Source organism: Sodalis sp. RH20, assembly GCF_047324205.1.
Lineage (GTDB): Bacteria > Pseudomonadota > Gammaproteobacteria > Enterobacterales > Enterobacteriaceae > Acerihabitans.
In genome coordinates this window covers 5,271,122-5,294,133 of the sequence record NZ_CP178733.1, presented here as the reverse complement: position 1 = coordinate 5,294,133, position 23,012 = coordinate 5,271,122, and the positions used below count along the sequence as shown (strand labels likewise).

At 59.6% G+C, this 23,012-nt stretch carries 20 protein-coding genes; 4 read left to right on the top strand and 16 right to left on the bottom strand.

The window, feature by feature from the left end; translation table 11 throughout:
- Positions 1-70 precede the first annotated feature (70 nt).
- Positions 71-643 (bottom strand): peptidylprolyl isomerase A, encoded by a 573-nt coding sequence (gene ppiA / locus ACL2XM_RS23970; RefSeq protein WP_413721567.1) that lies wholly within the window; start codon positions 641-643, stop codon positions 71-73.
- Positions 644-960: 317 nt separating this feature from the next.
- On the opposite strand from ppiA, the gene tsgA reads away from it, so the two are divergent.
- On the top strand, positions 961-2,154 hold the full coding sequence (gene tsgA, locus ACL2XM_RS23965) for an MFS transporter TsgA (RefSeq protein ID WP_413723505.1): 1,194 nt from the start codon (positions 961-963) through the stop codon (positions 2,152-2,154).
- Between the two features lie 36 nt (positions 2,155-2,190).
- On the opposite strand, the gene ACL2XM_RS23960 is transcribed toward tsgA, so the two are convergent.
- Complete coding sequence (locus ACL2XM_RS23960) at positions 2,191-2,796, bottom strand: LysE family translocator (protein ID WP_410013250.1); 606 nt, start codon at positions 2,794-2,796, stop codon at positions 2,191-2,193.
- Positions 2,797-2,837: 41 nt separating this feature from the next.
- On the bottom strand, positions 2,838-3,053 hold the full coding sequence (locus ACL2XM_RS23955) for a DUF1127 domain-containing protein (protein WP_413721568.1): 216 nt from the start codon (positions 3,051-3,053) through the stop codon (positions 2,838-2,840).
- Between the two features lie 176 nt (positions 3,054-3,229).
- Here ACL2XM_RS23955 and ACL2XM_RS23950 point away from each other — a divergent pair, with 176 nt between their 5' ends.
- Positions 3,230-4,654, top strand: coding sequence for a PLP-dependent aminotransferase family protein (locus tag ACL2XM_RS23950; protein ID WP_413727595.1), 1,425 nt, complete (start codon positions 3,230-3,232; stop codon positions 4,652-4,654).
- Positions 4,655-4,664: 10 nt separating this feature from the next.
- Here ACL2XM_RS23950 and ACL2XM_RS23945 read toward each other — a convergent pair whose 3' ends face one another.
- From ACL2XM_RS23945 to pilM, 12 genes are all read right to left on the bottom strand, one after another.
- On the bottom strand, positions 4,665-5,948 hold the full coding sequence (locus ACL2XM_RS23945) for a cytosine deaminase (RefSeq protein WP_410013247.1): 1,284 nt from the start codon (positions 5,946-5,948) through the stop codon (positions 4,665-4,667).
- Between the two features lie 165 nt (positions 5,949-6,113).
- Positions 6,114-7,118 (bottom strand): tryptophan--tRNA ligase, encoded by a 1,005-nt coding sequence (gene trpS, locus ACL2XM_RS23940; protein WP_410013241.1) that lies wholly within the window; start codon positions 7,116-7,118, stop codon positions 6,114-6,116.
- Position 7,119: 1 nt separating this feature from the next.
- Positions 7,120-7,818: a phosphoglycolate phosphatase gene (locus ACL2XM_RS23935; protein WP_410016710.1), complete on the bottom strand. Its 699-nt coding sequence runs from the start codon at positions 7,816-7,818 to the stop codon at positions 7,120-7,122.
- Entirely contained in the window at positions 7,811-8,542 is a 732-nt protein-coding gene (gene rpe, locus ACL2XM_RS23930) for a ribulose-phosphate 3-epimerase (protein WP_410013240.1), read from the bottom strand. Before rpe ends, ACL2XM_RS23935 begins: the two co-directional genes overlap by 8 nt.
- A 22-nt stretch (positions 8,543-8,564) precedes the next feature.
- Positions 8,565-9,404, bottom strand: coding sequence for an adenine-specific DNA-methyltransferase (gene dam, locus ACL2XM_RS23925; protein ID WP_410013239.1), 840 nt, complete (start codon positions 9,402-9,404; stop codon positions 8,565-8,567).
- Positions 9,405-9,487: 83 nt separating this feature from the next.
- The gene (locus tag ACL2XM_RS23920; RefSeq protein WP_410013238.1) at positions 9,488-10,594 is read right to left on the bottom strand and encodes an SPOR domain-containing protein; all 1,107 of its coding nucleotides are present in this window, start codon (positions 10,592-10,594) and stop codon (positions 9,488-9,490) included.
- A gap of 217 nt (positions 10,595-10,811) precedes the next feature.
- Complete coding sequence (gene aroB / locus ACL2XM_RS23915; RefSeq protein ID WP_413727591.1) at positions 10,812-11,897, bottom strand: 3-dehydroquinate synthase; 1,086 nt, start codon at positions 11,895-11,897, stop codon at positions 10,812-10,814.
- 41 nt (positions 11,898-11,938) lie between these two features.
- Positions 11,939-12,460 (bottom strand): shikimate kinase AroK, encoded by a 522-nt coding sequence (gene aroK / locus ACL2XM_RS23910; RefSeq protein ID WP_131866394.1) that lies wholly within the window; start codon positions 12,458-12,460, stop codon positions 11,939-11,941.
- 335 nt (positions 12,461-12,795) lie between these two features.
- Positions 12,796-14,040, bottom strand: coding sequence for a type IV pilus secretin PilQ (gene pilQ / locus ACL2XM_RS23905; protein WP_413721574.1), 1,245 nt, complete (start codon positions 14,038-14,040; stop codon positions 12,796-12,798).
- A 15-nt stretch (positions 14,041-14,055) separates the two neighbouring features.
- Positions 14,056-15,000 carry a hypothetical protein gene (locus tag ACL2XM_RS23900; RefSeq protein WP_413731739.1) on the bottom strand — a complete coding sequence of 315 codons (945 nt, stop codon included), beginning with the start codon at positions 14,998-15,000 and terminating at the stop codon, positions 14,056-14,058.
- Positions 14,987-15,541 carry a PilN domain-containing protein gene (locus ACL2XM_RS23895; RefSeq protein ID WP_413731737.1) on the bottom strand — a complete coding sequence of 185 codons (555 nt, stop codon included), beginning with the start codon at positions 15,539-15,541 and terminating at the stop codon, positions 14,987-14,989. Before ACL2XM_RS23895 ends, ACL2XM_RS23900 begins: the two co-directional genes overlap by 14 nt.
- Positions 15,541-16,377 carry a pilus assembly protein PilM gene (gene pilM, locus ACL2XM_RS23890; RefSeq protein ID WP_413731735.1) on the bottom strand — a complete coding sequence of 279 codons (837 nt, stop codon included), beginning with the start codon at positions 16,375-16,377 and terminating at the stop codon, positions 15,541-15,543. Before pilM ends, ACL2XM_RS23895 begins: the two co-directional genes overlap by 1 nt.
- 129 nt (positions 16,378-16,506) lie before the next feature.
- On the opposite strand from pilM, the gene mrcA reads away from it, so the two are divergent.
- A complete protein-coding gene (mrcA, locus tag ACL2XM_RS23885; RefSeq protein WP_410013232.1) occupies positions 16,507-19,068 on the top strand; it encodes a peptidoglycan glycosyltransferase/peptidoglycan DD-transpeptidase MrcA in 2,562 nt (853 codons plus the stop codon).
- A gap of 715 nt (positions 19,069-19,783) precedes the next feature.
- Here the strand turns inward: mrcA and nudE are convergent.
- The gene (gene nudE / locus ACL2XM_RS23880; protein WP_410013231.1) at positions 19,784-20,335 is read right to left on the bottom strand and encodes an ADP compounds hydrolase NudE; all 552 of its coding nucleotides are present in this window, start codon (positions 20,333-20,335) and stop codon (positions 19,784-19,786) included.
- A 421-nt stretch (positions 20,336-20,756) separates the two neighbouring features.
- Between nudE and ACL2XM_RS23875 the strand changes: the two genes are divergently transcribed.
- Positions 20,757-22,892, top strand: a complete 2,136-nt coding sequence (locus ACL2XM_RS23875; RefSeq protein ID WP_413731733.1) for an IgaA/UmoB family intracellular growth attenuator — start codon at positions 20,757-20,759, stop codon at positions 22,890-22,892.
- The last annotated feature ends 120 nt before the right edge of the window (positions 22,893-23,012 follow it).

Below are 23,012 nucleotides of genomic sequence, written 5' to 3'. Positions count from 1 at the left end.
CGGACGACGGCGACGGGCCGCCGGGGAAAGGCCATGGCGACCTTTCCCGTTAAGCTGGCCGCGGCGGGGATTATGGCATAATTTTAGCGGACAGGATGGTCACCGGTTTTACCGGCACATTCTGGTAAGGCCCGACGTTTTTGGTCGGCACCTGGGCAATTTTATCGGCCACATCCATCCCCTTGACCACTTTGCCGAACACGGCATAACCGAAATCACGCTGGCCATGATCGAGGAACGCATTATCGGCAACGTTGATAAAGAACTGGCTGGTGGCGCTGTCCTTGTCGTTGGTGCGGGCCATGGCGACGGTGCCGCGCAGGTTGCGCAGGCCGTTATCCGCTTCGTTTTTTATCGGCGCCTGGGTGGCCTTTTGCGTCAGATCCTGGTTGAAACCGCCGCCCTGGACCATAAAACCGGGGATGACGCGATGGAAGATGGTGTTGTTGTAAAAGCCGCTGTTCACATAATCGACAAAGTTTTTCACCGCCACCGGCGCTTTTTGATTATCCAGCGCCAGCTCAATATTCCCCGCCGAGGTCGTCAGCAGTACATGGGTGTCCTGACCGGCGGCGAACACCGGGCAAGAAGCCGCCGCCAGGGAGAAAACCAGTGCGGCGGTGGCCAGGTTTCGTTTCAGCATGAAGGGTTCCTTTTTAATACATGGGCAACAGGAAGGGCTCTGATTCTAAAGAGCGGACCGCGCTTACGCTACCCATTTACCGTTTTTTACGTAACAGGTTTTATATCGTCGCCGGGAAGGACCTCCCGCGCGGGCGGGATGGGTCTACCGCCGTTAAACAGATATTGCAAAAATCGCTGAAAAAGTCCGGCGGGGCGACTTTTATGTCCACGGCATAAATCGCCATGATAGTATTTGTGCCCTATCGGTGACAGTAAGGCAACAATGATGCCGGCGGGCGGCAAGCCGGTCGGGCGTCGACATTTAACAGGCCAATGATGAATAACAAAAATCGACTGCTGCTAACGTGGATTAGTTTTTTTTCGTACGGATTGACCGGCGCGTTGGTGATTGTCACCGGCGTGGTGTTAAGCAATATTGCCGCGTATTTTCAGGTCCCCGTTTCGGCCATGAGCGCCACCTTCACTTTTCTCAACTCCGGTATTTTGCTGGCGATTTTCCTGAACGCCTGGCTGATGGAGATTATCCCGCTCAAGCGCCAGCTGATTTTCGGCTTCGCGCTGATGGTGCTCGCCATCGCCGGCCTGATGAGCGGGCATACCCTGGCGCTGTTTTCGCTGTCGATGTTTGTCCTGGGCGTGGTGAGCGGCATTACCATGTCCATCGGCACTTATCTCATCGCTTACCTTTACACGGGACGGCAGAGGGGTTCGCGCCTGCTGTTTACCGACTCGTTTTTCAGTATGGCCGGGGCGGTATTCCCCATCCTGGCCGGCGTGCTGCTGGCGCGCCATATTACCTGGTATTGGGTGTACGCCTGTATCGGCCTGCTGTACGTGGCCATTTTTGTCCTGACGCTGCTGAGCGAATTTCCGGTGCTGGGCAAGAAAGACCGCGCGGGGGATCCGCTGGCCGTGCCGCCGGCCCGGGAAAAATGGGGCGCAGGGGTACTGCTGCTGTCGGCCGCCGCGCTGTGTTATATCCTGGGGCAGCTGGGTTTTATCGCCTGGGTGCCTGAATACGCGACCCACAGCTTCGGCATGGATATCGAGCAGGCCGGCGGGCTGGTGGGTAATTTCTGGACGGCGTATATGGTCGGCATGTGGTTTTTCAGCGCGGTACTGCGCCATGTGGATTTACAGCGCATCGTTACCCTGCTGGCCGCGCTGTCCGCCGTCCTGATGTATCTGTTTATCACCTCCGGCCATGGGGAACATCTGCATTATTACCTGCTGGGGCTGGGGTTTGTTTCCAGCGCCATTTATACCACCATTATCACCCTTGGCTCGCAGCAAACCCGGGTGACCTCTCCCAAACTGGTGAACACCATTCTCACCTGCGGCACCATCGGCACCATGCTGACATTTGTGGTTACCGGCCCTATCGTCGCGCATCTGGGGGTAAAATTCGCGCTCATAACCGCCAATGCGTTGTATCTCGCCGTGTTCGTCTTGTGCCTGTCGCTGGGTTTCGTCACCCGCCATAGGCTGCACGGACACGCGGGCGAATAACCGGCTGGCCACGCGCATGCCTGGCCCGGGCAGGGACTAGCGCACCAGCAGTGGATAGAGCGACAAGACCAGCGTCGCGGCCATCAGGCGATTGAACATCATCTGCCGGTGCGACTGGCCGAGCCTGTTTTTCAACATGCTGCCGAAGGCCGCCCAGGCGCTGACGCAGGGAGCGTTGATCAGGGTAAAAATCAGGGCGATCAGCACAATATCGCGAAAATGATATTGCAGCGGGGCATAGGCGGTGACGGCGCCTATCGCCATCAGCCAGGTTTTGGGATTCAGCCATTGAAAAACCACCGCGCCCCAGTAGCCCAACGGCACGGCCGCGCCGCTCAGGCCGCCCGACGGCGCCACGGCGTTGGCGATGCGCCACGCGAGATAGACCAGGTAACAGGCGCCGCTCACCCTGACCAGGGGAAACAGCATGGGATAGAGCTGGAACAACCGCTCCAGTCCCAGGCCGATGGCCAGTATCATCAAGCACAGCCCGCAGCTAACGCCGAAAATATGGGGCAAGGTACGGTAAAAACCGAAATTCACCCCGGAACTGGCCAACATGGCATTATTGGGTCCGGGGGTGATGGACGTGACAAACGCGTACAGGCAAAAGGCGCTTAGTTCGGCAATGGTATTGGTCATGGTTCATTCAGTCCTTGTGATAGAAATCCTTTATCAATAACTTATTTTTTTTCGTCCCGATACGCGACTTCGCTGCGTGAAAGTCCGATATCCTTCAGCTGATCGTCACTCAGGGCGCTTAAGATCAGGCGGTTGCGCCGCCGCCGCTGCCAGTCGGTGAACCGGTGGTAGAACGCAAGCAGCGGATTCTGACCGACGGCGTGGCGCGGCTTTACGTCCAGGGGAAGGGTCCGGCCTATTTTTAACGTGTTTTTCATGATGGTTCCTCCTCGTCGGTTGATGGAACTATCATGCAACGGTATGCTGATACCGTACAGATTCAGAAATCCGGTATTTTCACCATACAAATAATAATAATCAGCGCTGTAATGCTTAGATTTCGTCCATTCTGTATTGCTTTTTACTTAGAAAATTTAACCTGTATGAGGGCGATATGACGCGTTATGACAACCTGGCCGGTATCATCGGCGAACGTATTGAGCAGGGGCTATATACCTGCGGTCAGCGGTTGCCCTCGGTGCGCGCCCTGAGCCTGGAGCATGAGGTAAGTATCAGCACCGTGCAACAGGCGTACCGGGTATTGGAGGAACGGCGGCTGATCGAGGCGCGGCCGAAATCAGGTTATTTTGTCAGCCAGCAGCATGAGCCGGCCGCGCTGCCGGCCATGTGCCGCCCGGCGCAGCGGCCGGTGGAAATATCCCAATGGGATCTGGTGCTTAAGCTGCTGCGATCCGATCCGGTTGACGGCATGGTGCATCTGGGGCCGGGTATGCCGGATATCAGTTCGCCCACGTTAAGACCGCTGACCAGACAGTTAAGCCGCATCGCCCTGCATCCGGACCTGCGCGGCATGACCTACGGCGATATCAGCGGCGCCCCGGCGCTGCGCGAGCAAATCGCCCGGCTGCTGGTGGACAGCGGTTGCCTGGCGCTGCCCGACGATATCATGATCACCACCGGCTGCCACGAGGCGCTGTCGATCGCCATTCACGCGTTATGCCAGCCCGGGGATATCGTGGCGGTGGATTCGCCCAGTTTCCATGGCGTGACCCAGACGCTGAAGGCCTTCGGCATCAAAGCGCTGGAAATCCCCACCGACCCGGTGACCGGCATCAGTCTTGACGCGCTGGAACTGGCGCTGGAACAATGGCCGATCAAGGCCATCCAGGTCACGCCCAATTGCAATAATCCACTGGGTTATATTATGCCGGACGCGCACAAGCAGGCGCTGCTGAATCTGGCGGCGCGCTACGATACGCCGATTATCGAGGACGATGTCTATGGCGACCTGGCCTACCGTTATCCGCGTCCGCACACCATTAAATCCTTTGACGACGACGGCCGCGTGCTGTTGTGCAGCTCATTTTCCAAAACCCTGGCGCCGGGCCTGCGGGTCGGCTGGATCGTGCCCGGCCGCTATATGGAAAAAGTGATTCATATGAAGTATATCGGCACCGGCGCCACCGCGTTGCAACCCCAGCTGGCGGTGGCCGAGTTTGTGCGCCAGGGCGATTACCAAAAGCATCTGCGGCGCATGCGCGCCCGCTACCAGCTTAACTGCGATATCATGACCGACTGGGTCAAGACCTATTTTCCGCCGGAGACCCGCGTCAGCCGGCCCCAGGGAGGATTTTTAATGTGGATCGAACTGCCGGAGCACTTTGATTCCCTCAGGCTGAACCGACAGTTGGAAAAAGGGGGAATACAAATTGCCGTAGGACCGATTTTCTCGGCCTCCGGCAAATACCGCCATTGTTTTCGCCTCACCTACGCCACCCAGCTCACGGCGGAAATCGAGGCGGCGATCAAAAAAATCGGCGAGACGATTAAACGGCAGTTGGCCGACGTGACGGCTTGAACCAGCAGCGTCACCGCGTGAAATCGACCTTTTCCGCGGGGCCGTCGAGAAACAGCGTCGCCTGCGACGGCAGCGTCTGGGCAATCACCCTGCCCCGGCGGATCACGTAGCGCGGCGCGGTTTGCCGGCGCACCGCGTCAAAACCGTTTTCCGCCGGCAGGATCACCAGATTGGCGCTGTTGCCTTCCTGGATACCGTAATCATCAAGGTGCATAGCGCGGGCGCTGTTAACGGTAATCAGCTCCAGGCCCCGGTTAATTTGCTCATACCCCATCAGCTGGCAGATATGCAGGCCCATATGCAGCACCTGCAGCATATTGCCGGTACCGAGCGGATACCAGGGATCAAACACATCGTCGTGGCCGAAACAGACATTGATGCCCGCCGCCATCAGCTCCTTGACCCGCGTGACCCCCCGCCGTTTGGGATAATCGTCAAACCGGCCCTGCAAATGGATATTCACCAGCGGGTTGGCGACAAAATTGATGCCTGAAAGCTTCAGCAGCCGGAACAGGCGCGCGGTATAGGCGCCGTTATAGGAATGCATCGCCGTGGTATGGCTGGCGGTTACGCGCGCGCCCATGCCGTCGCGGTGCGCCAGCGCCGCGACGGTTTCCACGAAGCGCGACTGCTCATCGTCGATTTCATCGCAGTGCACGTCCACCAGCCGGTCGTATTTCAGCGCCAGGGCGAACGCTGTATGCAGCGACTCCACGCCGTACTCGCGGGTAAACTCGAAATGCGGGATAGCGCCCACCACATCGGCGCCCAGACGCAACGCCTCCTCCAGCAGTTCCCCGCCGCGCGGATAAGACAAAATGCCTTCCTGCGGAAACGCCACCAGTTGCAAGTCCACCCAGGGCGCCGCCTCGCGCTTGACCTCAAGCATCGCCCTGAGCGCCGTCAGCGTGGGATCGGAAACGTCGATATGGGTACGCACGTGTTGAATGCCGTTGGCGATTTGCCATTTAAGCGTTTGCCAGGCGCGCCGTTTTACGTCCTCGTGGGTCAGCTGCGCTTTACGCTCCGCCCAGCGTTCAATGCCCTCGAACAGCGTGCCGGACTGGTTCCAGTGGGGGTCGCCGGCGGTCTGGGTGGTATCGAGATGAATATGCGGCTCGACAAAGGGCGGAATAACCAGGCCGCCTCCGGCGTCCAGCGTTCCCGGCGCCTCCCCGGCGTCGGCGGGCGGCGTCTCCGGCGCGGCGGTGATCCGCGCGAAACGCCCCTGCTCGACGCTAATGCGCCACAGGCCTTCCCGCTGGGGCAGGCGGGCATTGATGATGTATTGCAAGGGACACTCCGGCACGGTTCACCTCGTTACAGGACGGGACGCAAGGATTCATCCGGCAAGCTTAACGCAACCGCCGTCCCTTGTCCGCAGCTTCCTTTGATAGCCACCGCAAGGCCCAAGCCTAGCCAAGCGCCGCTGTTTTTAGCCGGCGCGAGCAATGCTCAACTACGGGCGGGCGACAAAACCCACGGCCTGGTACACCTGGCGCAGGGTCTGCTGCGCGCGCGCGCTCGCCTTGGCCGCGCCGTCACGCATAATCTGGTTAAGCAGGGCATCATCCGCGCGAAAATGGCGATAACGCGCCTGCAGATCGGTGAGCATGCCGGACACGGCGTCCGCCACCGCCCCTTTCAGGTGGCCGTACATCTGGCCCTCGAATTCATGTTCCAGGGCAATAATGGATTTGCCGGTGACGCCCGCGAGGATATCGAGCAGGTTCGACACCCCGGGTTTGGCTACGGGGTCGTAGCGCACCACCGGCGGCTCTTCCGAATCGGTCAGGGCGCGTTTCAGTTTCTTCGCCGCCGATTTTGGATCTTCGAGCAGCGTAATCACGTTGTTGCGATTGTCATCCGACTTGGACATTTTTTTGCTCGGATCGAGCAGCGACATCACCCGGGCGCCGGATTTGGGAATAAAGGGGTCGGGCAAGGTAAAGATAGGCCCATAGAGCGCGTTAAAACGCTGGACGATATCCCGCGTCAGCTCCAGATGCTGCTTCTGATCGTCGCCCACCGGCACCTGGTTGGTCTGGTAGAGCAGGATATCAGCCGCCATCAGCACCGGATAATCGAACAGGCCGGCGTTAATGTTATCGGCGTAACGGGCCGATTTGTCCTTGAACTGGGTCATGCGGCTCAGCTCGCCGAAATAGGTGTAGCAGTTGAGCAGCCAGCCCAGTTGCGTGTGTTCCGGCACATGGGACTGCACAAAGATGGTGCTTTTTTCCGGGTCGATGCCGCAGGCCAGGTACATCGCCAACAGATCCAGGGTGGCGTTGCGTAGTTTCTGCGCATCCTGGCGCGCGGTGATGGCATGCAGATCGACGATGCAATAAATACAGTCGTAATCATCCTGCATGGTAACCCACTGACGCAGCGCACCCATATAATTGCCAATGGTCAATTCGCCTGAGGGCTGCGCGCCGCTGAATACGATGGGTTTACTCATTTTACGCTTCCTGATTATCTGTAGATGACAACCCAAGGATGGGCAGGAGATCGGCAAAACGGTCCAGGACATAATCCGGATGGCTCGTTTCGATCGTTTCGCCATAGTTATAACCGTACGTCATGCCGACGCAGGGGCAGCCGGCGGCTTTGGCCGCAATGATATCATTGCGCGAATCGCCGACAAACAGCAGTTCCTCAACATAGAGTCCCAGTTTGCCCAATACCAGGTAGATGGGCGCCGGGTGCGGTTTTTTCGCCGCCACGTCATCCCCGCCGATCAGCAGAGAAAAATAGCTGTCGATACCCAGCGATGCCAGCAGCGGCGCGACAAAAGGCGTGGGTTTGTTGGTCACCACCGCCATGGGCAGGCCGTGGGCGGCCAGACGGGCCAGCGTGTCTTTTACCTGCGGGAACAGCCGGCTGCCCTGCTCAACGGTCTGGGCGTAAAACTGGTCGAACAGCACGCGCGTCTCGCGGCACAGCGCGGGTTCGGGCGAGGCGCCGGCCCAAATCAGGGCGCGTTCGACTAAAACGTCGGCGCCATTGCCTATCCAGGTGGAAATCAGCGTCTGCCCCGCGGGCGGAAGTCCCTGTGCCTGGAGAGCCTGATCGAGCGCGCTGCTGAGCCCCGGGGCGGTATCGGTTAAGGTGCCATCAAGGTCGAAGGCCAGTCCGCGGATGTTGCAAAGCTTACTCATGGCTGTTTTTTCGCTCAAGGCGGCTATCCCCGGGTCTGGTGTTATCCGGCTCAGGACGGCTGGCGCCCAGCTCGCGACGCATGGCGTCGATAATGGCCCGGTAGTCGGGATGGCCGAAGATCGCCGAGCCGGCGACAAACATATCCGCGCCGGCGGCGGCGATGGCGCCGATATTATCGACTTTGACGCCGCCATCCACTTCCAGGCGAATATCGCGACCGCTGTCGTCAATCAGCCGGCGCACCTGGCGCAGCTTGTCGAGAGTGCCGGGAATAAACGACTGGCCGCCGAAACCGGGATTAACCGACATCAGCAGGATAATATCGAGCTGGTCCATGACATAATCCAGGTAACTGAGCGGCGTTGCCGGGTTAAGCACCAGGCCGGCCTTGCAGCCGTGGGATTTGATCAGCTGCAGCGAGCGGTGGACATGTTCCGAGGCTTCGGGATGAAAAGTGATGTAACTGGCGCCTGCGGCGGCAAAATCGGGAATCAGGCGATCGACGGGCTTGACCATCAAATGGACGTCGATGGGGGCGGTGATGCCGAAGTCGCGCAGGGCCTTGAGAACCATCGGCCCCATGGTGAGGTTGGGTACGTAGTGGTTATCCATCACATCGAAGTGAACCACATCGCCGCCGGCGGCCAATACCCGGGCGGTGTCTTCGCCCAGACGGGCAAAATCCGCCGAAAGGATGGATGGGGCGATTAAAAAATTTTTCATCCGCGTCTCCAATCATTAATGGTCAGTCAATGGCGCCGGAGCGGTCAGCATAATCATACAGCGCCAGCAGCTCGTTCACCTTGATGCGGCCAAGGATATTGCGGCTGATGGTGCGCCGGCCTTTCACCACATGCAGCACCGCGTCGCAATACCACTCCCGCGTCAGCAGAGTGTCATGGTTGGAAATCAGTACCGGCACCTGCGCTTCGCTGGCCAGCCGGTAGGCTATCCGCGCCAGGTTCTGCTGCTCAAGGTTATTGAAACTATTCGTATGGTACGCCGTAAAATTGGCCGTGGTCGACAACGGCACATACGGCGGATCGCAGTACACCACAGATCCCGGCGCCGCTTTATGCAGGGTCTGCTGATAATGTTCACAGACAAAAACCGCCTGCTGGGCTTTCTCTGCAAACCAGTTGAGTTCGTTTTCCGGGAAATAGGGTTTTTTGTAGCGGCCGAAAGGCACGTTGAACTCGCCGCTCAGGTTATAACGGCACAGGCCGTTATAACAATGGCGATTGAGATAAAGAAACAGCACCGCCCGCCGATAAGCATCGGTACAGAGGTTAAATTCGCTGCGCAGCAGATAATACACCTGCGACGTATTGGTCTCGGCGTTAAACATCAGCCGGGCGTCGCCGATAAATTCACTGGTGCGTTCTTTGACGATGTTGTACAGATTGATGAGATCGCTATTGATATCAGCAAGGATGTACTTCTCGTAGTCGGTATTCAAAAATACCGACCCCGCGCCGACAAAGGGCTCGATCAGGCAATCCCCCGCGGGTAAATGGCGGCGGATATCTTCTATTAGCGGATATTTACCGCCAGCCCATTTCAAAAACGCGCGGTTCTTCTTCATGCCGTCGATTGTTACTCACACACTCTCAAGAGCCGCGGATTGTACTCTGTTTAGGACCCATACATCAGGTTAAATTCAGGAACTTATTTGTTTTGATCCTGCTTGACCTGGCCAATTTCCCTGGCCCACGGTTTTTTAGCCTGAATATCGGCCGGTAATTGCGCCACCGCGCTTTTGGCCTGGGCTGATGTCGGGTAGACCCCGCTCACCAGCACATACCAGGGCTTGCCGTCACGGCGGGTCTCATACACCCAATACTGGCCCAACTGCTGCTTCTTGGCATAGGCGTTAAGCGTAGTGGCCTGGGAAGCGCTGCTGATTTGCACGGTGTAATACCCCGCCGGGGCGGTTTGGATTGAACCACCGGCACTGGCGGGGGCGGCCGCGGCGGCTGGTGCCGACGTGGCTACCGGTGCCGCTGTAGCTGCCGGCGCGCGCTGCGCGGCGGCGGCGGGAGCGCGCGTGGCGGGTTCAATCACCATGGTATGGCGGGTGGGTGCTGCCGTGGGCTGCGGCGCGGCCACGGCCGGCGCACGCTGGACGGCGGCGGGCGCCTTGGCGTTATGCGTTGGCGCCGAATTTTTGGCGCTGGGGACCATGGCGGTCGTCTTCGGCGCTTTATGCGCGGCGGACGCGGGTTTGGTCGCCTTGGCGGCAGGTTCCCTGCCCGCCGGGGCCACCGTGGCCGGTGCGGTCGGCAGCGTCGAGGCCGGCTGGTCGCCGTTGACTTGCTGGGTCACGCCGTTAACCCGATCCCCTTGCTGTGACAGCGCGTCCGCCATATTGCCCGGCAGATCGATGCGGTGCTGCGGATTGCCGTCGGCTGACGGCGGCGCCTGGGTCGGCGCGGCGGCAACCGGCGGCGCGTTGAGCGTCTGCGGCTGCTGGGCGGTGCCGTTGCTGCCGTTCACCGTACCGGCGGTATTGCCGTTGCCGCCGTTTACGGTGCCGTTGGCCGCGGGCGTACTGCCTGGGCTATTGACGTCGGGGTTGGCGCTGTCCGGCACGGGTTTGAGATCGTTGGTCGCGGTATTTGCCGTACCGGGCAGTTCGATGCTCTTTTCCGCCACGTTCGGATTTTGCTGGTTAGCGTCCATCTGGGTAGGCGCCTTTAACGCCGAACCGATGGCAATAACCAATAGCAGCAGCACCAGGATGCCAATGCCTATCATCAGATGCTGTTTGGACATGGCCACTTTGGGAACTGAAGGACCTTTCCGTTGACGGGGTGGGCGGCGATCGCTGCTATCGGGTCTCAGTTCGTCTTCCGACTTGAACTCATCCATCTAAAACTCTCCAACTGAGAGATAATTTCCGCACGGCCCGGGGGTCGTGGGGAGGGTTAATGCGATTAAATCAAACTCATCCCCCCTTTCCCGCTCGCGGGATAAGGGGAACGGCCCTGACTCAAGCCTGGCAATCGGCGATTGATGCCAATACGATATCATTTGCTACACCGGTACGCACTTCCGCCTGGCCTATTGAGCGCGGCAGCACTAACCGTAATTGACCGGAAACCACTTTTTTATCCCGCATCATATGGGGCAGGTAATCCGCCGGGGCCATTTCTTTCGGTCCGGCCACCGGCAAGCCCGCGCGCGTCAACAACGCCTGCACGCGATCAATCTCATCCATACTGAACTGCCCTAAACGACGGGCGGTATGCGCCGCCATCATGATGCCCGCCGACACGGCCTCGCCGTGCAGCCAGACGCCGTAGCCCATATGGGTTTCGATGGCATGCCCATAAGTATGGCCTAAATTGAGCAAAGCCCGCTGACCATTTTCACGTTCATCCGCGGCGACCACCGCCGCTTTCAGTTCGCAGCAGCGCCGCAGGCAATAGGACAACGCGTCGGGCTCAAGCGCCAGCACGTCGTCAAGATGATTTTCCAGCCAGCCAAAAAAAGCCTCGTCCAGAATGATGCCGTATTTGATGACTTCGGCCAGTCCTGAGGACAATTCGCGCGCCGGCAGGGTTTTAAGGCAGTCGAGATCGATAACTACGGATGCCGGCTGGTAAAACGCGCCGATCATGTTCTTACCGAGAGGGTGGTTAACCGCCGTTTTACCGCCCACCGATGAATCGACCTGGGAAAGCAGCGTAGTGGGAACCTGGATAAAGCGCACGCCGCGCTGATAACTGGCGGCGGCAAAGCCGGTCAGATCGCCGATGACGCCGCCGCCAAGCGCAATAAGCGTGGTATCGCGGCCATGGGGTTTTTTCAGCAGCGCGGTGAAAACCTGATCCAATACGGCCAGGGATTTGTATTGCTCGCCGTCGGGCAGAATGACCTGGTCGACGATGACCCCGGCGCTTTCCAGCACCGTGCGGACAGAGTGCAGGTAAAGCGGCGCCAGCGTTTCGTTGGTCACCACCATCACGTGATCGCCGCTTTTAAGCGGCATGAAAGAAGCCGGGTCGTTGAATAACCCGGCCGCTATCGTAATCGGGTAGCTGCGCTCCCCTAATGTTACCGTAATCCTCTCCATGGGGTGCTTAAGACCTTTTCGGCATCTCGTTACACACTAAATCAGTTGCTTTCCAGCATATTGATAATCTGGTTGGCGACAACTTTAGCACTTTGTTCGTCGGTACGGATGGTGACATCCGCAATTTCTTCATACAAAGGGTTGCGTTCCCGGGCCAGCGCTTCCAGTACTTCACGCGGCGGGGCTTCAACCTGTAGCAAGGGTCGTTTTTTATCACGCTGGGTTCTGGCCAGCTGTTTTTCAATGGTGGTCTCAAGATAAACGACCACACCACGGGCAGAAAGGCGGTTACGTGTTTCACGTGACTTTACTGAACCACCACCTGTAGCCAATACGATCCCTTGTTTCTCGGTAAGTTCGTTAATGACTTTTTCTTCACGATCGCGGAAGCCGTCTTCGCCTTCCACGTCGAATACCCAGCCTACATCAGCTCCGGTGCGTCGCTCAATCTCTTGATCAGAATCGAAAAACTCCATATTAAGTTGTTGAGCCAACTGACGCCCAATAGTGCTTTTGCCGGCACCCATAGGCCCAACCAGAAAGATATTGCGTTTCTCTGCCATGTTTTTCGGTATTACTAAGATTATTCGTTAATGACAACCCGCCCCGCCAATCAAATCAGCGGCGGGACCTAAACTGAAACCTCATGAGCGATAGTGCGAGAATCAGACGAAAAATTATCTCAACACTCGGGGTAGTTTGGCAACCGATTAAATCGATGCTCACACCGCAAGGAGGAATTCCGATATCTCTATCGTAATTACAGGTGACGCAAAAACAGCGATGCTCAATGGGTTACCCTTGTAAGCGAAATTGTGCACAGCGTCAAATCGAACGCGAAAAAAACGCATAATTTGTTGCTAAAACCGCAATTTTGCCCAAATTGAGGCAATCAAGTTTACCCCGTTATGCGGGTCGGCGTAATAAAAATAACCAGTTCACGCTGTTTATAGTGCGCACGCTGGCGTTTGAACAGCTGGCCGAGCAGCGGAATCTCCGCTAAAAGCGGTACCCTATCATGGGTTTGATGTTTTTGATGTTGAAAAATACCTCCTAAAACAATGGTTTCGCCGTCAGCAATGGTCACCTGGGTCTTGATTTCCTCCATATCGATGGAAACACTCTCATTTTCCCCTTGTTTGATTACCCGCCCCGGCACGTTCTGGCTCAGGCGCAAATTGAGGGTTACTTTGCCGTTGCGCAGTATTTTAGGGGTGACTTCCATGCTCAGTACCGCCTCTTTGAACTGAATGGCCGGTGATTTATTTTTACCGTTCGCCACCTGGTACGGAATCTCGGTGCCCTGCTTGATGCTGGCGGTTTGCTGATGCGCGGTATAGAGGCGGGGGCTGGCCAGGATATCCACTTTGTTTTCCTGCTCCAGCGCGGTCAGTTCCAGTTCAAGCAGCCGGCCGCTGAGGCGCGCCAGGCGAAACCCCATGCTGGCGTAATGCTCACTCAGGGGCAGATCGACCCCCAGGCGCGTGGCGCAAGGCGATGTGCCGCCGCCTTGCTGCCACTTTACCCCGATTTCCCGCAGGTTATCCCGGCTGATGGTAACGATATGGGCGGTGATCATCACTTGCTCCAGCGGCAGATCCCAGATTTTTATCCAGCCGGTAAGCGCAGATAATGCCGCGTCGGTATCGCGCAGCACCAGGGAATTAGTGCGTTTATCCAGCATCACGCTGCCACGCGGGGACATCAGGGCGCCGCGCATCGAGCCGATGCTTTTCGCCACCTCGCCGGCATCGGCGTGCTCCAGCGTCACCAACTGGTTGCGCAAAGGAGTTTCACCCGGCGGCCCGTCCGCCTCGCCCCGCCGCGCGGGGAACACCATCAGCGCGTCATCCTGGCGCTCCAGGCGCAGGCGGCCGGTGCGCGCGATCAGATCCACCGCCTGTAGCCAGGACACATTGTGCAGATTAAGGCTGATATTGCCTTTGATGTCCGGGGCAATAACCAGATTCAGGCGCTGATGTTCCGCCAGGGCGCGCAGCACCTGCGGTATCGGCGCGTCGTCAAATACCAGCGTCACCGGTTTGCCGTCGCCGCCCGCCGTCCGTCCGGCCAGCGCGACGTCCCGCCATCCAACCGTCAGCAAACACAAGATCAACCCCACCATCCGCGCGTGTCCTTTCATTGTGCCTCGTCCTTTTTATCGGGTGACTCCATTATGATCCTCCTGATCTTTCTGATCTTCCTGATCTTTCCTGGCCGCAGTGCGTGTTGTTCCGCACCGGCGCCAGCGCCCCTGATCGTCAACGGTCCAGAATAACCAGCGCTCTCCCGCGCCCACCTTCCCTTTTATCCGATCGATCCGGCCGTCCGCGGCAGGCCGACCGGCGTGACCCGGCTGAACGTGCGGCGCCGGTTGAAAAGGATCGCGCTCCTGCGGCCGTTCATCGTCCGTTGCCTCTCTCCTCTCCTGGTCCTCCGCCGCCAAACCCGGGCTGGACGCCGTCTCCCGGTAATCTACCGCCGTGGCCCCGTCGTTACCGGCCTCCTCGTCATCGTCCCCCGCCTCCCCCGGCGCCTTTTCCCGCCGCCCGTTTTTCGTTTCCGTCCCGGGCGCGGCAGACAGGATAAGCTCCGCCTCCAGCAACCCGCCCCGGCGCCTGACGGTAAGGGTTTCCAGGGGGAGTGCCCCCCGCAGGTCGCAGAGATGGCGCAGCATGCGCCGCAGTTGCGCATAGTCCGTGGTTACCACCAGTTGCCAGCGTTCGAAAACGTGCTGCCGGTCGCCGGCGGCGCCAAGCGCCCGCCAGGTGAGGTTCTTCCCCCGGCCCGGAGGGATAACGGCGGCCAAGGCGGCCGGATCCCCGCGCATTTTTTCGCCGGCGTCGACGGGGCGGCGTAAGCGCAGGATATCGGCTTTCAGGCGTTCCGGAGCGGGTAAGCCGGCCTGCGCCCGTTCCTGCCCAGCCACCACGGTTTTGCAATGGCCGATATCCTGGCGCAGCAACTCCGCCGCGTCCTGTCCAGGGCGCACGACCAGCAAAATCCCCAGCGCGACGTAAACGCCCACGATGATCTGCGCCAGGGCCAGCGCGCGCCAGGGGCGCTCCATCCAGCGGCCGAACCCGCCCTCAGCGTCCGGCATCGTCCGCCGCCCCGGCGGGCCACGCCGCCTGTAACTCAAAGCTGAAGCGGCCGTTTTCCTGTTGTTCGATTCGTCGCCAGCGTATGGAAGCGAACCGAGGATGCCGGGAAAGCAGGCGGTCCGCCGTGCGGATATGCACATAGCGCTCGCTGCAGCCGCTTATATGTACTTCTGTGCCGCACAGCCGCAGCCGGGTTAACCACAATCCCGGCGGCAGCAGGCCCGGCAGTTGATCCCACAGCTGCCGGTAGCGCTGGTTGCCGGCGTTGGCCCGGCGCCGGCCGCGCAGCTTGTTTTCCAGCTCTTGCCGCCGTTCCAGCAGACGCTCCATCCGCTGCCGCTGCCCGCGGATTTGTTTTTCGCGCTGTTGCCACTGTGAGAGCAGTGCGCCAAGCTCGGCGAGCTGTTCATGGCCGCGCCGCGCCTGCAGGCCCAGCAGACCGGAGGCCAGCAGCAGTTCGACCGCCAGCGCCAGGGACATGATTCTTGCGCGCCGCCGCCGGCGTTGGCGCCGCCACGGCAGCAAGTTGACCTGATACATTATTCATCGCCGCGGCGCACGGCCAGCCCGCCCGCGATGGCGAATGCCGCCGGCCACGCCGGTAGCGGGGGATGCGCCTGCCACAGGGCGGCAAATGGCGACCATTGCAGGGCATCCGTCTGCGGCGGGCAGATGGCGTCGCTGCTGATATAGACCGGCTCGCCCCTGCCGCAGGCATCAGGATAGCGCTGGTGGATGAGTCCGCGCGCCGCCGGCAGCGCCGCGGCCTCGCCGGTGGCGATAACGCCGAATTCCAGGGGACGCGCCAGCGGCGAGACCCAGTGCCATCCCGTGCGCGCAGCGTGGATCAGCAGCCGGTCCCGCGCCAGGCCCGCGGCGCTTGCCATGCAGCGCAGGGCGCTGGGCGCGATATCCAGCACTTGCGGAGCCAGACCGGCGCGCTCCAGACAGGATAGCCACCGCGCCACGGCCTCCTGCCGGGCTGCGGTCACCAGCAGCGTGCCGGGCGCCTGCGGATCGTCACGGTAATCGAGCAGCAGCTTTTCACGGCCGGCGGGGAAATGGCGGCGGGCCTGCGCGGTGATATACCACTCCCGTTCCGGCTCGCCGAGGCGATGGTCCGGCGCGGCCATGCGCCGGTGCAGAAACTCGGTTGACGGCAAACAAACTCGTAACGAAATGCGTCCGGGCAGTTGCCTGCGCCACACCGCCAACAGTTGCTCCAGGGCGGCGGACGGCGTGCCCTCAGCCCCCTCCGGCATGGGCTGCTGCCACCAATGGCGAAGCTGCCAGCCCTGGCGCCGCCGCTGCACCGCCAGCGCCCGCGCGGTGCCGTTTTCAAACGCCAATCCCACTTGCCAGGTGCAAAATTCCATGTTTGCCGAGCTCCTTCTCATTCGTTATCGTCCGTCATTAAAAGTACGTATCCAACGTGCTGGCTTACCTTTATACTAGCGCGCGGTTGTTTATAAACTGCCCAAATGACATGAAATGGGAAATCTCAGGTGAAGTTCGTAAAATATTTTTTAATCTTTGCAGTGTGTTGCATTCTGTTGGGAGCCGCCTCGATATTTGGCATGTACAAATATATCGAGCCGCAGTTGCCTGACGTCGCCACCCTGAAAGACATTCGGCTGCAGACCCCGATGCAGGTCTATAGCGCGGACGGTGAGCTGATAGCGCAGTTTGGGGAAAAACGCCGTATCCCCCTGAAGCTGCAGCAAATACCGCCGGAACTGGTCCACGCGTTCGTGGCCACGGAAGACAGCCGCTTCTATGAGCACCATGGGGTTGACCCGGTGGGCATCATGCGCGCCGCCTCCATCGCGCTGATGTCCGGCCATGCGTCCCAGGGCGCCAGCACCATCACGCAGCAGCTGGCGCGCAATTTCTTCCTCAGCCCAGAGCGGACGTTGATTCGCAAAATCAAAGAAGCTTTCCTGGCCATCCGTATCGAGCAGCTGCTGACGAAAGATGAAATCATCGAGCTGTATCTCAACAAGATTTATCTGGGTTACCGCGCCTATGGCGTCGGCGCGGCGGCGCAGGTGTATTTTGGCAAGAATGTCGACCAGCTGACCCTGAGCGAGATGGCGGTCATTGCCGGCCTGCCGAAAGCGCCCTCGACCTTCAATCCGCTTTATTCCCACGATCGGGCGCTGGCGCGGCGTAATTTCGTGCTGTCGCGCATGCTGGATGAAAACTTCATTACGCGCGAACAGTTCGAACAGGCCCGCAACAGCGATCTGGTGGCGAATTATCACGTGCCGCAAATGGCGTTTTCGGCGCCTTATGTCTCTGAAATGGTGCGTCAGGACATGATGAAACGCTACGGGGAAAATGCCTATACCGATGGTTATAAGGTCTACACCACCATCACCAAAAAACTACAGCTGGCGGCGCAGGACGCCGTGCGCAACAACGTGCTCGATTACGATATCCGCCACGGCTACCGCGGACCGAGCAACGTGCTGTGGAAGGTGGGTGAAATGGCCTGGGACCAGAAGCATATCGTCGATACTTTAAAAACGCTGCCGGTTTACGGACCGCTGTTCCCGGCGGTGGTAACGCAGGCCGACGCCGAACAGGCCACCGCCGTAATGGCGGACGGCAGCAGCGTCGCCCTGCCGATGGCAGGGGTGCGTTGGGCGCGAGCGTTTAAAACCGATACGCTGCAAGGCCCTCTGCCGCGCAAGGTTTCGGACGTCGTCAAGCCGGGCGAGCAAATTTGGGTGCGCAAGGTCGGCGATATCTGGTGGCTGGCGCAGGTGCCCGACGTCAACTCGGCGCTGGTGTCCCTCAATCCGCAGGACGGCGCGGTCAAGGCGTTGGTGGGAGGGTTCGATTTCAACCAGAGCAAATTCAACCGCGTCACCCAATCGCTGCGGCAGGTCGGGTCGAATATCAAGCCGTTCCTGTATACCGCCGCCATGGATAAAGGGCTGACCCTGGCCACCATCCTTAACGACGTGCCCATTTCCCGTTGGGACGCCGGCGCCGGCGCCGACTGGCGGCCGAAAAACTCGCCTCCGACCTATGACGGCCCCATCCGCCTGCGCCAGGGGCTGGGGCAATCGAAAAACGTGATGATGGTGCGCGCCATGCGCGCCATGGGCGTGGATTATGCCGCGGAATACCTGCTGCGCTTTGGTTTTCCCGCGCAGAATATCGTGCATACCGAATCGCTGGCGCTAGGCTCGGCGTCGTTTACTCCGCTGCAGATGGTGCGCGGGTACTCGGTGCTCTCCAACGGCGGTTATCTGGTCGACCCCTACCTGATTACCCGCATCGAGGACGAAGCCGGCCATGTTCTGTTTGCAGCCAAGCCCAAAGTGGTCTGCGACACCTGCAACCTGCCGGTAATCTACGGCGACACCAACAAATCCGCCGTCCTGTCCGATGACAGCATGGAAAACGTCGCCGTGTCGCGCCAACCCGATAATAACGCCGCCGTGCCGATGCCCCGCCTGGAAACCGTTTCCCCGGCGCAACAGGCCGCTGACGGCAGCCAGCTTTATGCGCCGCACGTCATCAGTACGCCGCTGGCGTTCCTGATCCACGACGCGCTTAACAGCAACATCTTTGGCGAACCCGGCTGGATGGGCACCGGCTGGCGCGCGGGCAAGGACTTGAAGCGCCATGATATCGGCGGCAAGACCGGTACCACCAACGATTCCAAGGATGCCTGGTTCTCAGGCTACGGCCCGCAAACCGTCACCACCGTATGGATTGGCTTCGACGATCATCGCCGCAACCTGGGCCGGGCCACGGCGTCCGGCGCCATCAGCGATCAGATTTCCGGCGGCGAAGGCGGTGCCAAAAGCGCCCAGCCGGCCTGGGATGATTTTATGAAGGTCGCGCTGGAAGGAATACCGGAGCAAAAAGTCACGCCCCCGCCGGGCATCGTCACCGTCAGCATCGATAAGAGCAGCGGCAAACTCTCCGACGGCGGCGGCAACAGTCGCGAGGAATACTTTATCGACGGTACGCAGCCGAGGGACCGGGTGGTGCACGAGGTGGGTACCGTGGTGACGGATAACGGCGGCGAATCGCACGAACTGTTCTAATGCGGCGGCCTGCCACGGCAGGCCCGCCAACACCGCACTCAAAGCAGACATGTCAAGGGAGAGCGTGCCAATGGGGTCGAATCGGGCGTGGTTTTCCCGCCCGACCGAGCGCCTCATGGCACGGCAGGCCCGCCAACACCGCGCCCAAAGCAGACGTGTTAAGGGAGAGCGTGCCAATGGGGTCGAATCGGGCGTGGTTTTCCCGCCCGACCGAGCGCCCCATGGCGCGGTATGCCCGCCAACACCGCACTCAAAGCAGACATGTCAAGGGAGAGCGTGCCAATGGGGTCGAATCGGGCGTGGTTTTCCCGCCCGACCGAGCGCCCCATGGCACGGCAGGCCCGCCAACACCGCGCCCAAAGCAGACGTGTCAAGGGAGAGCGTGCCAATGGGGTCGAATCGGGCGTGGTTTTCCCGCCCGACCGAGCGCCCCATGGCGCGGTATGCCCGCCAACACCGCACTCAAAGCAGACGTGTTAAGGGAGAGCGTGCCAATGGGGTCGAATCGGGCGTGGTTTTCCCGCCCGACCGAGCGCCCCATGGCGCGGTATGCCCGCCAACACCGCACTCAAAGCAGACGTGTTAAGGGAGAGCGTGCCAATGGGGTCGAATCGGGCGTGGTTTTCCCGCCCGACCGAGCGCCCCATGGCGCGGTATGCCCGCCAACTCCGCACTCAAAGCAGGCATCCAAAGGGATAACCGGACTCCGGTTGTTTTATTTCCGCACCAGCCACGCATGGGCCAGAAACAGCGCGCTGACGTTACGCGCCTCGCGAAAATCCGGCTCATTAAGCAACTCCATCATGCGATCGATGGGCCAGCGCACCTGCGGCAACGGTTCGGGCTCATCGCCCTCGCGCTGCTGCGCATACAGATCCCGCGCCACCACGATATTCATTTTGCTGGAAAAATAGGACGGCGCCATGGTCAGCTTGGTTAAAATATCCATGCGCCGCGCGCCGAAACCCACCTCTTCCATCAGTTCCCGGTTCGCCGCTTCCAGGATCTCCTCGCCGGGATCAATCAGCCCCTTGGGAAACCCCAGCTCATAATCCTCAATGCCCACCGCATACTCACGGATCAACACCAGATGATCATCGATTATCGGTACGATCATCACCGCCTCCCGATCGGACGGCTGCATCCTTTCATAAATCCGCCGCGCCCCATTGCTGAACTCGAGGTCGACGGTTTCTACATTAAACAATCGGGAGCGCGCCACGGTTTCAACTTTATGAATTTTTGGTTTTTGCAGATGCTTATCCATAATGGTCCCGAGCAGACAAAATACATGTCACAGCATAACCGCCTATGCGCGCAAACAACAGGATCAGGGCATCCACGTTAAATCCCCCGCCCGCCAGCGGCGCCGTTTCCGCGCCGGCTAACCCGATCTTTACCTGCCATTCCGCCAACGCGAGGCCGGGTAAAACGGATGCAATTAGTTATAGCATGGCAAGTAAAAGAAAAGAATTGGGATTAAAATAGGAAAATACCGATATGTCGCTAAAGAATGGATTGCTACCCTGAGATTAGCGTTGATAGTTGTCACGTTTTTTTCCCGCGCGGCTGTCAATTAAACAATCGAGTGTTCGTTTCTCTATGACGAGCGTGGCGTCACGCCGCTTGCCGGATGCGTATCATATTATCGATGTATCGTCGTTTTTTCGTGTTTCGATGGGGATGGCATGAGCACAATAGTCATTGTATTGGCCTTACTGTTGACCTGTGCGATCGCGTTATCCGCTTACCGGGCCTACCGCCGGCGCCACATCCCCGCGCCGATAAAGCGCATGCCGTCGCTGCAACCCTTGCCCCGCAAACTGGCCCCGCAGGAACGCGAGGCCATCGAACACTATTTCCAGCTGAATAAACACCTCCAGTATAGCTTGCCCCTGGCCTCGCCCCCCGCGCCGGTGGCGGAGACCCTGGCGTTAACCCCGCAAAGCGAGAATATCTATGCGGTCACCCACGCCATCACCCGTTATGGTTTGGCCACCGACGCGCCCCATAAGTGGCGCTATTTCCTCGACAGTACCGAAGTGCATCTCCCCCCGCTCTGGGAACAGTATATTGCCGACGAAAATCATGTCGAACTGATAAAAACCGCCGGGATCCCCCTGGTGATTGCGCTCAACGGCCACTCGCTGGTGGATTACATGTCCGCCGACCCGCAAGCGCCCAGCCCGCCGCAGTTAGTACCGAACTCGTCCATGCGCGAGCAGGAAACCGAGCAGGTCGAATTGCTTAACATCCGCAAGGAAACCCCCGAGGAATATGCGCTCAGCCGGCCAAAGGGCATCTATGAGGCCGCCTTGCTGAGCGTGGCGCTATTATTGCTGTTTGTCAGCCTGCTGGCGCCGGTGCTGGCCGTGCCATGGCTGGTGGCCGTCGCCGGCGTGCTGATGGGCTGGGGCGGCTGGCGGCTGTTGCGCCGGCCGGCCGAGAGCGCGCTGCGGGATGTGCACTGCCTGCGCGGCACGCCCAAGCGCTGGGGCCTGTTCGGGGAATCTGACCAAAGCCGCATCAGCACCATCTCGTTCGGCATTATCGACCTGAACTACCCGCCCCACTGGCTGCCTTTTATCGGCCATGATATGGGCAAAAAGACCGATGTCGATATCTACGTCAACCGCCAGGTGGTGCGCCAGGGGAAATATCTGTCCCTGCACGACGAAATGAGGCATTTCCCGCTCCAGCGCTTTGGCGGCAACCTGGTATTGCTGTGCAGCTCGGCCCTAATCCTGTGCCTGCTGCTGATCTACGTGCCGCTGACCTTGCCGCTGACGCTGAGCACCGCCTGGTTAAAAGGCGCGCAGAATATCCAGGCGGTGGATGTCAATACGCTGGCGCAGGCGCAGCTGCGCATCGGCGATACGCTGCACGCCCAGGGCTCAGGCATGTGCTATATCAATACCGCCCTACCCGCGGATGCCCGGGAACCGTTTGTCCCTTTCGACTGTTCCAGCATTTATTGGAATAACGCCGAACCGCTGCCTTTGCCGGAGTCCGACACGGTGGATAAGGCGGTATTATTGCTCAATACCGTCAATACCCAACTGCACCCCCAGTTGGATAACGATCCCAAGATCAATCCAGGCCTGGCGACCGCCATCCAGAAATCGGGCATGATACTGCTGGATGATTTTGCGGACATCGTGCTGAAAACGCAGGACCTTTGCCATGACGACAGCGCCTGCGGCCGGCTGAAAACCGCGCTGGTCAACCTGGCCAACGGCCGGGATTGGCCCTCGCTTGTGAAGCGGGCGCGCAATGGCACGCTCAAAGGCGTCAACGTCCTGCTGCGCCCGGTCAGCGCGGAAACGCTGCAAAACCTGGTGACCAGCGCCACCTCGTCCATTTTCACCGGAGAGACCCGCCAGGCGACCAATGCCCTCAACAGTCCCCCGCCGGGCGGATTCCTGATCCACAGCGACGAGGGAAAATTACTGGTGGATCATCCATTGCCGGCCAGTTCCTTATATGATTACACCGGGCTGGCGCAATGGAATGAACTGCAGCGCCTCTCCGCCATGCTGCTGCACACGCCGTTCCGCGCCCAGGGCGTCATTACCAATATCACCGTCGACGCCAACGGCACCCGCCATATTTCGCTGCACAGCGAACCCGATGTCATCACCGTCTGGCGCTACCTTGGCACCAGCGTACTGCTTTTCCTGTTGATTATCATCGCATTGGTCAACGCCGTACTGCTGATCCGCCGCCTGGGCAAAAGCCGGCATCGCGCCCAGGATATTCAGCGTTATTATGAAAGCTGTTTTAATACCCACCTGCCCACCGTGGCATTAAAAACGCTGCGTTAACCCGCGGCGCCCCGGTTTGCCCGGCGCGTCATGCGCACGGAATTTGCATGTCATCCGCCAACGACTGGTATAATACCCTAATGTATCCTGATACCGGCGGCACACCAGCGCGGCATCCAC